The sequence below is a fragment of the uncultured Flavonifractor sp. genome (genome assembly GCF_944387675.1).
GTDB lineage: Bacteria > Bacillota > Clostridia > Oscillospirales > Oscillospiraceae > Flavonifractor.
On sequence record NZ_CALXFV010000082.1, the window covers coordinates 1 to 9967 of the forward strand.

Annotated in this window: 8 protein-coding genes; all 8 read right to left on the reverse strand. The window is 62.1% G+C overall.

Annotated features, from left to right (window positions below; genetic code table 11):
• Positions 1-158: 158 nt before the first annotated feature.
• The gene (locus Q0J74_RS08330) at positions 159-2693 is read right to left on the reverse strand and encodes a heavy metal translocating P-type ATPase (RefSeq protein WP_297213208.1); all 2535 of its coding nucleotides are present in this window, start codon (positions 2691-2693) and stop codon (positions 159-161) included.
• Positions 2694-2729: 36 nt separating this feature from the next.
• Positions 2730-2993 (reverse strand): metal-sensing transcriptional repressor, encoded by a 264-nt coding sequence (locus tag Q0J74_RS08335; RefSeq protein ID WP_297213210.1) that lies wholly within the window; start codon positions 2991-2993, stop codon positions 2730-2732.
• Between the two features lie 87 nt (positions 2994-3080).
• Complete coding sequence (locus Q0J74_RS08340) at positions 3081-3287, reverse strand: DUF378 domain-containing protein (protein WP_297213213.1); 207 nt, start codon at positions 3285-3287, stop codon at positions 3081-3083.
• A gap of 96 nt (positions 3288-3383) precedes the next feature.
• A complete protein-coding gene (locus tag Q0J74_RS08345) occupies positions 3384-4277 on the reverse strand; it encodes a DMT family transporter (RefSeq protein WP_297213216.1) in 894 nt (297 codons plus the stop codon).
• Positions 4278-4368: 91 nt separating this feature from the next.
• Complete coding sequence (locus Q0J74_RS08350) at positions 4369-5280, reverse strand: SH3 domain-containing C40 family peptidase (RefSeq protein WP_297213219.1); 912 nt, start codon at positions 5278-5280, stop codon at positions 4369-4371.
• A gap of 62 nt (positions 5281-5342) precedes the next feature.
• Complete coding sequence (locus Q0J74_RS08355) at positions 5343-5633, reverse strand: hypothetical protein (protein ID WP_297213222.1); 291 nt, start codon at positions 5631-5633, stop codon at positions 5343-5345.
• Positions 5634-5756: 123 nt separating this feature from the next.
• Positions 5757-7115 (reverse strand): glycosyltransferase 87 family protein, encoded by a 1359-nt coding sequence (locus Q0J74_RS08360; RefSeq protein WP_297213225.1) that lies wholly within the window; start codon positions 7113-7115, stop codon positions 5757-5759.
• A 65-nt stretch (positions 7116-7180) separates the two neighbouring features.
• On the reverse strand, positions 7181-9967 hold a 2787-nt coding region (locus Q0J74_RS08365; protein ID WP_297213227.1), incomplete at its 5' end, for a DNA-directed RNA polymerase subunit beta'.

Below are 9967 nucleotides of genomic sequence, written 5' to 3' on the forward strand. Positions count from 1 at the left end.
CTCACCACCTTCTGCTATTTTACCGCTTATAAACGAAAAAGCCCAGCCTAAGCTGGACTTTTTCGACAGCCTCAGCCAAAACCTCCGGTTTAGCCGGAGGTTTTGGCTTTTCTGATACGCCGCAGGGACCTTTCTCCACTGTCGAAAGGCGGGGCCGGTTACTGAACGGACACCACCTGATAGCCGGCCTGCGTGACCGCGTCCGTCAGCACTTGGTAGGATACCGGGGCGGTAAGGGTGAGCCGGGCGGTTTTGGAGTCCAGATCCACTTCGGCGGATACCCCATCCAGGGCGTTGAGCGCCTTCTCCACGTGGGCCTTGCAGTGGGCGCACATCATGCCTTCGATTACCATGGTTTTTGTTGTCATACACTCGCATCCTTTCTCTGAATTCATATGGGGAGCGCCGCAGGCGGGCGGATCCGATTGCTCCGGCCGGAACAGCTTCAGCCGCAGGGCGTTGGTCACCACACACACCGAGCTCATGCTCATGGCGGCGGCGGCAAACATGGGGGAGAGCTGGAGGTGAAACAGAGGATACCACACACCAGCCGCCAGGGGAATGCCGATGATGTTGTAAATAAAGGCCCAGAATAGATTTTCCCTGATGTTGCGGATCACCTTTTTGGACAGCCGGACGGCGGAGACCGCGTCCATCAGATCGCTTTTCATCAGCACGATGTCCGCCGACTCAATGGCCACGTCGGTCCCCGCGCCGATGGCGATGCCCACGTCCGCCCGGGCCAGGGCGGGGGCGTCGTTGATACCGTCGCCCACCATGGCCACCCGTTTTCCCTGGGCCTGGAGTTCCGCCACGGCCTTTTCCTTGTCCTGGGGGAGCACCTCGGCGATCACCCGGTTTACCTTCAGCGCCCGGCCCACCGCCTCGGCGGTGCGCCGGTTGTCGCCGGTGAGCATGACCACGTCAATCCCCATGGCCTGGAAGGCGGCCACCGCCCCGGCGCTGGTGGGCTTGGGGGTGTCGGCCACCGCCACAATGCCCAGCAGCCTGCCCTCCTCCGCGAAGAAAAGGGGCGTTTTCCCCTCTTGAGCCAGGGCTTCGGCCTGACCGGCGAAGTCGCCCAGAGGGAGGCCGGCCTGCTCCAGCATGGCCCGGTTGCCCGCCAGCACCGGGGTGCCGTGGAGGGTGGCGGTGATCCCAAGCCCAGGTGCGGCGGAGAATCCCTCTACAGGCGCCAGGGGAATATTGCGCTGCTGGGCCTCGGCCAGGATGGCCTCGGCCAGAGGATGCTCCGACGGTTTCTCCAGGGAGGCGGCCACGCACAGCAGCTCCTCCTCCGTGACATCCTCCGCCATCCGGCAGTCGGTCACCACCGGCTTACCCTGGGTGAGGGTGCCGGTCTTGTCCAACACCACCGTCTGGATGGTATGCAGGGTCTCCAGCGCCTCGGCGGACTTGATCAAAATTCCGTTTTCCGCCCCCTTGCCGGTTCCCACCATAATGGCCACCGGAGTGGCCAGCCCCAGGGCGCAGGGGCAGGAGATCACCAACACCGATACCCCGGCGGTAAGCGCCCGGGTCACATCCCCTCCGGTGGCGAGAAGCCACACCCCGGCGGTAATCAGGGCGATGGTGATGACGGTGGGTACGAATATTCCCGCCACCCGGTCGGCCAGCTTGGCGATGGGCGCCTTGGAGGAGGAGGCCTCCTCCACCAGCCGGATCATCTGAGCCAGGGTGGTGTCCTCCCCCACCCGGGAGGCCCGGAAAGTAAAGGAGCCGGATTTATTGATGGAGGCGGCGGCCACCTTGTCGCCCGGTCCCTTCTCCACCGGCAGGGATTCGCCGGTGAGGGCGGACTCATCCACCGACGAGCGGCCCCGGACCACCACCCCATCCACCGGGATACGGCCGCCGGGCCGCACCACCACCAGCTCGTCCACCCGTACCTCCTCCACCGGCAGCTCTACCTCGGCGCCGTCCCGGAGGACGGTGGCGGTTTTGGGAGCCAGGTCCATCAGGCGGGTAATAGCCTCGCTGGTCTTGCCCTTGGAGCGGGTTTCCAGCCACTTACCCAGGGTGATGAGGGTGAGGATCATGCCGGCCGACTCAAAATACAGGTCCATGGACCAGCGGGTTACCCGCTCCAGGTCTCCATGGCCCAGCCCCCAGGCGATCTGAAACAGGGCTGCCACCCCGTAGACCATGGCGGCGGCGGAACCCAGGGCGATGAGGGAGTCCATATTGGGCGCCCGATGCCACAGCGCCCGCAGGCCCACCTTGTAGTATTTGTCGTTGAGGTACAGAATGGGCAGGGTGAGCAGGAACTGTAAAAAAGCGGTCACCAGTACGTTGCCAGGCTCATGGAAGAAGGCGGGCAGGGGCCAGCCCATCATGTGGCCCATGGACAGGTAGAACAGCGGCACCAGAAAGACCAGGGAGGAAAAAAACCGCCGCTTCATCCCCGCGGCCTCCTCCGCCATTCCCCCGTCCCGTCCGGCCGGGACGGCGGCCGCCTTGGCCTGGGGCAGGGCGGCGCCGTAGCCCGCTTCTGTCACCGCCTGGATGATCTGCCGGGCGTCGGTGGTATTTTCCCGATATTCCACCAGCATGGAGCCGCCCAGCAGGTTGACGCTGACCCGTTCCACCCCTTCCACCTGGCACACCGCCTTTTCCACATGGGCGGAGCAGGCCGAGCAGGTCATGCCCGTAACGTCAAATTTCTGCTTCATGGTTTCACCAGACTTTCCAATGGAACAAGTCCCAGGTCACTTTAAAATGCGTCCCAGAGTTTGGACAAATTCCTCGATTTTTTCGTTCCGCTCCTGGGGGGAGGCGGCCTGCTGCACGCAATGCTTCAGGTGCGCGGCCAAAACCTCCTTGTTGGCCCGATTGAGAATGGCCTCGGTGGCCATCAACTGCTGGGAAATGTCAATGCAGTACCGGTCCTCCTCCACCATTTTCAAAATGCCGTCCAGTTGTCCCCGGGCGGTTTTCAACAGCCGCAGGATGGTTTTGCTGTCTGCCATCATAAGAAGAACACCCCCCTGGGGTGTAGTGTATCTCAGAGGACAAAAAAAGTCAAGGCCCAACATGGGCCTTGACTGAACGGGGGAAACTCAGTCGCCCTTGGGGTGGGTGTCCCGGAAGAGCAGGGAAATGCACCACAGGGCGGCCAGGCCCACCAGGGCGTAGATGATGCGGCTGACCACGCTGGTCTGTCCGCCGAACAGGGCGGCCACTAGGTCAAACCGAAACAGGCCGATGCTGCCCCAGTTGAGTCCGCCGATGATGGCCAGGATCAGGGCAATCTTGTCAAGAATCATAGGATACGCTGCCTCCTCAAATTTGAGATACCGTGGCTAGTATCAGCGGAAAAGGGAGAAAATATACAGCGTGAATTTGAGTGAGGCGGCGCTTCCTCAGGTCCTGGGCCGGCTTTTTCGCTGGGAGAGCATCAGACCGGTCAAAATCAGCACAATAGCGGCCAGGGTCAGCAGGGAGACGGGCTCCTGCAGGATAAGCACGGAGGCCACCACAGTGATCACCGGCATGAGGTAGAGGTAGACGTTGGTGGCGATGGGTCCGATGAGGACGGAGGCCCTGTTCCAGGCCAAAAAGCACAGGGCGGAGGCGCCGATGCCCAGGTAGACGGTGTTGCCCAGCTGAACGGGGTCTGCAAAGCGGGACAGCTCCAGGCTCAGTCCGTTGCCCCACACGAAGGGCAGGGTGAACAGCAGGCCCCAGAAGAAAATCTTGCGGGTAATCTGCAAATCACTGAGGCCGGAGCTGCTGTGCGCCCACTCCAGGCACACCCCGTAGCCGCCCCAGCAGACAGCGGAACCCAGGGAGAGCAGAATGCCGATGGGGTCGCAGTCGAAGGATTCGCCCTCCGCCAGGGAGATAAGGGCGATACCGGCCATGGCCAGGACAAAGCCCGCAAAAAAAGCGCTGCCCGGCCGTCTGGCTCTGCGGCACACCCACAGCAGCAGAGCGGTGAACATGGGGGAGGAGGAGATGATCAGCCCTACGGTGGAGGCCAGGGAAAACTGCAAGGCGTAATTTTCCAGCATGGAATAGAAGGTCAGGCCGGTAAGGCCGCAGCACAAAAAGGGCAGCTCCTCCTTCAGATGTTTGGGAAGCAAGGGCCTGGGGGAGCACAGGAAGAGGACGGCCCAGGCCAGCAAAAAGCGGAAAATCAGGATTTCCACCGGGTGGAAAGCGGTCAGGAGCACCTTGGTGGAGATATAGGTGGTACCCCACACCACCGACACCGCCAGGGCCAGCATGTGGCCCAGCGCAAGCTGATTTTTCAAAGCGTTCATCCTTTCGCGAAAACAGCGTGCGCGGTTCCCGCGCACGCTGTTGCTTGATGGAAGAGGTTACATCTGCCTGCCGGGCAAATGCTCAGAGGACACGGCGGGCATACACATACACGTTGTTGTAGTAGCCGCTGGTCAAGTCGTTGATCCGAACCTCATATGTACTGGTGGAGGCGTGAATGAACTGGCCGCCGCCGATGTAAATGCCCACGTGGGATACCGGCTTGCTGCCCCCGTCCTTGAAGAATACCAGGTCGCCGGGCTGAAGCTCGCTCTTGGAAACGGAGGTGCCGTTGGAGAGCTGGCCGGTGGCGGTGCGGTTCAGGGTGTAGCCGAAGTGGCGGAACACATAGGTGGTGAAGCCGGAGCAGTCAAAGCTGTTGGGGCCGTTGCCGCCGTATACGTAGGGCACGCCCAGATACTGCTTGGCGTAGTCCATAATCTGCTGGCCCAGGCTGCTGGCAGCGGGGGTTACGGTGCCGTCCCCCCGGGAGCCGGCGGAGTCCTTGCAGGTGACCATGTACTCGCTGCTCACATAGCCGGTGATACCGCCGCTGGTGGTGATCTTGTACCAGCCGTTGTCAATCCCCACAATGGTGACCACCGCGCCGCTGCTCAGGGAAGTGACCTTGTCATAGCCGGTGCCAGGCCCGCTGCGTACGTTCAGGGTGGAACCGCCGGTCTGGACCAGGCCGTAGCCGATGGTCACATCCGCCTTGGCGGCCACAGTGAGGTAGTCGGCGGACATATAGCCCTCCACGGACTTGTAGTCCACTTTGTACCAGCCGTCCTTGGCCTCCTCCAGCACCACCACGGTGTCGCCCTTGGAGGCGGTGGCCAAGATGGTGGAGGAGGTGCTGGCCTCTTCCCGCAGGCGGAGGGCGTCGGTGTTGACGGTGCCGGCCCCCACGCTGGCGGCGGAGGCGCCCACCACACAGACGGCGGAAAGAGCGACGGTCAGAAGAGCGGTACGCATGAGCTTGGCAGGCAGTATCATTGGTGAATTCCTCCGTTCAGAATAGCGCCCCGCCGCGCAGACGGGGCAGAGTGGGTTTCTGCTTACTTGCTGGCCAGAGCCCGTTCCAACCAGACGGAAGCCACGTCAATGGCGGCATACAGGCTGTCCTTCTCGGTCTTTTTTACCACCCGGTCCCGGCTTTTCAGATCCGGGTCGGTGAGCTGGAGCTGAACGGATACCTTGGTGGCCACGTCCATGTCGTTTTCTTTTTTCTGTTCCAGAACCTGGAGCATGATGATATATTTCTCGGCCATGCTGCCGTAGTAGATCAGACTGTCCTTACGGCGCAGAGGATGGCCCTTGTACGTCAAAGGAATGGCTTGAGCTGACATAGTACCTCCTTGCAGGGTGGATCTGTTACTGATTTTTAAAAACTGTAACCAAATTGTAACACGTTGTTTCCAAAGAGTCAACCGCTTTTCGGCTTTTTTTCAGGAAAATATACTGAACCGGTCTCAGGGGGAAGAGGGAGGGCGCTTTTCGGCGGACTGTGTCCGTCCCAGTTCCCGGCAGAGGAGAAGACAGGACCAGACCAGAGTGGTCAGGGTCAGCAGAGACTCCAGGAGCATGGGAAAGATTTTGCCGCCCAGGTACAAAATATAGGTGTACTGCTGTCGGAAATAAATCAGGTAGGCGCTGAGGGAGGCCAGCTGCACCAGGACTGCGGGCGGGATGCGGCCGGGGAGGGCGCAGGCCGCCGCCACGGTGAGGACATCAGCCAGGAAGAAATACCGGTCGTGCATATAGGGCAGCAGGAAGGGGACACCCGCCGCCAGAACCACACCTGCGGAGAGCAGGACGGCATCCGAGAGCGATTTGCGGAAGTACAGCAGCAGGCCCAGCAGGGCCAGCACCAGCAGGAAGGCGGCCAAAATACCGGCCAGAGCCAGGGGAGTTTCCTCCACCTGGGCGCCGTAGGGGAGGAAGGAGAAGACAGAGGCGCTGTTGTAGCTCAAGCTGCCGCTCCCCTCCGTGGTCTGGCCCACGTAGACCCCCAGAATATCTCTCAGGGGCTTGCCCAGCAGCAGGGCGGGCAGGCAGGTGGCGGCGTAGGCGGCGGGGAAACAGAACAGATGGCGGAACTTGATCCGGCCCGCCAGCCAGAACGCCGCCCACAGGGGCAGGATGAAGACCGTCTGGAGCTTGAAGGAGAAGGCAATCCCCAGCAGGGCGGCGGAGGCGGCCCCCCGCCGCTCCAGGGCGCAGGCCAGGGCGTGGAGGGTCAGCCCGCCGTACAGGGCGTCGCACTGTCCCCAAAAGGCGCCGTTGAGCATAACGGTGGGCAGCAGCAGCAGAATACAGAAGCACAGCAGGGGAGCAGGGGACTCTCCGTCCCGGAAGCGGCGCACCAGACGCGCCCCGCCCCAGGCCAGCACCACATCAAAGAAAATGGAAAACAGCTTAATAAGGTAGAGATCTGGGATGGGCAAATAGGAGATGGCGGCCAGGAAATAGAGGTAGGGAACGTTATAATTGCCGATGGACAGCCGCAGGGCGGCAAAGCCGCCGTTTTCCCGGAACGCGGAAATCCACTGGGACAGGAAAATCTCGTAATCGGAGGAAACGTAGGAGAGCATCAGCGCCCTCAGAAAGAAAGCCAGGCCGACGGGGAGCATGGCAGTGAAAAGCCGGGGGGTGCTCTGACTGCTCATCAGAAGCAGAGCCAGGGTGGCTGCGGACAACAGCAGCAGGCCTACCACCAGACGATCCGGGAGAGAACCCGTGCTCAGGCCCAAAACAGGTACTAGGCTCAGACCAAGCAGGACAAGGCCTGAGCATCCGCAGGTCAGGGAGAGGGGGGAAAGGGACTTCATAGTGACACCTCACGATCAAAAGAGAAGGACCCGGAGCATGTTACTCCGGGTCCTTGCTGTTCAGGTCATTCCATCTCGACGGACTCGGTCACGGGAAGGGCGGCGTCTTCCGCCTCCGTCTCCTCCACGGAGCCGCTCTGGGCGGTCCCCTCCTCGTCCATCCTGTCGTACTTGCGGTATATGGTCAGGCCGGAACCGGCGGGAATGAGCTTGCCGATGATGACGTTTTCCTTCAGACCCAGCAGATGGTCCACCTTGCCCTTGATGGCCGCCTCGGTGAGCACCTTGGTGGTCTCCTGGAAGGAGGCGGCGGACAGGAAGGAATCGGTGGCCAGGGAGGCCTTGGTAATACCCATGAGCAGGCGGGTGCAGGTGGGCAGCCGCAGCTCCAGACCGTCGTTGGTTTCCCCGGCATCAATGCGGGCCTGAACGGCGGCTTTGGCGTCCTCATACTCAATCAGCTCAATGGTGGAGCCGCTGAGCAGGTCGGAGTCGCCAGCGTCCTCCACCCGGACCTTGCGCATCATCTGGCGGCAGATGACCTCGATGTGTTTGTCATTGATGTCCACGCCCTGCTGGCGGTAGGGCTTCTGAACCTCCTGGATCAGATAGTCATATACCGCGTGAATGCCGCGGACACGGAGCACGTCCTGAGGATAGAGGGCGCCCTCGGTAAGGGCAAAGCCCTTTTCCACCGTGTCCCCATCCTTGACCCGCAGGCCGGCGGAGTAGGGCAGGGTGTAGGTGACGGTCTCGCCGTCATCGGCGGTGATGGTCACATTGCACATGGAGTTGCGCTTGGCCTCCTCCAGGGTGACCTTGCCGCCCACCTCGGCCAGCTGGGCCATCTTCTTGGGCTTGCGGGACTCAAACAGCTCCTCCACGCGGGGAAGACCCTGAGTGATGTCGCCGCCGGCCACGCCGCCGGTGTGGAAGGTACGCATGGTCAGCTGGGTGCCGGGCTCACCAATGGACTGGGCGGCGATGATACCCACCGCCTCGCCGGCGCCCACCGGCTCCCCGATGGCCAGGTTGATGCCGTAGCACTTGGAGCATACCCCGCTGCGGGCGCGGCAGGTAAGCACGGAGCGGATCTTTACCGCGTGAATGCCGTGGCTCTCCAGCAGCTTGGCGTCGTCGGCGGTCATCATGGTGTGGTGATCAATGAGCACCTCGCCGGTCTGGGGATCGCAGATGTCCTCCACCGGGTAGCGGCCCTTGAGCCGCTCGCCGAAGGTCTCGATCACCTGGCCGTTCTCCACGATCTCGCTGACGGTGATGCCGTCGTCGGTGCCGCAGTCGTGCTCGCGGATGATGACCTCCTGGGACACGTCCACCAGACGGCGGGTCAGGTAGCCCGAGTCGGCGGTACGCAGGGCGGTATCGGCCATGCCCTTCCGGGCGCCTCGGGAGGAGATGAAGTACTCCAGCACAGACAGACCTTCCCGGAAGTTGGACTTGATGGGGATCTCGATGGTACGGCCGGAGGTGTCGGCCATCAGGCCGCGCATGCCGGCCAGCTGACGGATCTGAGCGGAGGAGCCACGGGCGCCGGAGTCGGCCATCATCCAGATGGGGTTGTACCGGTCCAGGCCGGCCATCAGGGCATCGGTGACGTCCTTGGTGGTCTTCTCCCAGGCCTCCACCACCAGACGGTAGCGCTCCTCGTTGGTGAGGAAGCCCCGCTTGTACTGCCGCTCAATTTTGACGATTTCTTTCTCGGTATTCTCGATGAGGCCATACTTCTTCTCCGGGATGGTCATGTCATAGATGGACACGGTGAGGGAACCCCGGGTGGAGAACTTGTAGCCCTTGGCCTTGATGGTGTCCAGCACGGTGGCGGACACGGTGAAGCCGTGCTTGTTGATGCACTTGTCGATAATCTTGCCCAGCATCTTCTTGCCCACAATGAAGTTGACCTCGGGCTCAAAGACCTGCTCTGGGTCGTTGCGGTCCACAAAGCCCAGATCCTGGGGGATGCCCTCGTTGAAGATGAGCCGGCCCACAGTGGTGCGCACCAGCTTGTGGCGCAGCTGCCCGTCCACCTCTGCCTCCCGGCGGACCAGGATGGGTACGTGGAGCTCCAACTCCCCCTCGTCATAGGCCAGCCGGGCCTCAATGTCCCCGGCAAAGACGTGGAGGGCCTCCCGGGGCAGCTGGCCGTCTTCGGTCTCGGCGCAGATGCCGGCATAAGTGGGGATATCGTCCAGGGCGTTGGAATTTTTGACCCAGATATAGGAGTCGGGGTTCAGCTTGCCCTCGGCCAGGGCGGCCTTTACCGCCGCCACATCCCCGTAGGTCTCCTCAGGGGCATGCTCGGGGTACTTCTCGTAGGTCAGGTAGTAGGAGCCCAGCACCATGTCCTGGGTAGGCACGGTGACGGGGCCGCCGTCCTGGGGCCGCAGCAGGTTGTTGGCCGAGAGCATGAGCACCCGGGCCTCGGTCTGGGCCTCGGCGGACAGAGGAACGTGAACGGCCATCTGATCGCCGTCAAAGTCGGCGTTGAAGGCGGTACAAACCAGGGGATGGAGCTTGATGGCCCGGCCCTCCACCAGCACCGGTTCAAAGGCCTGGATGCCCAGACGGTGGAGGGTGGGGGCGCGGTTGAGCATGACGGGGTGATCCTTGATTACAAACTCCAGGGCGTCCCACACCTCGGCCTTGCCCTTGTCCACCATCTTCTTGGCGGACTTGATGTTGTTGGCCAGACCGTCCTCCACCAGCTTTTTCATCACGAAGGGACGGAACAGCTCGATGGCCATCTCCTTGGGCAGACCACACTGGTAGATCTTCAGCTCGGGGCCGACGACGATAACGGAACGGCCGGAGTAGTCCACCCGCTTGCCCAGCAG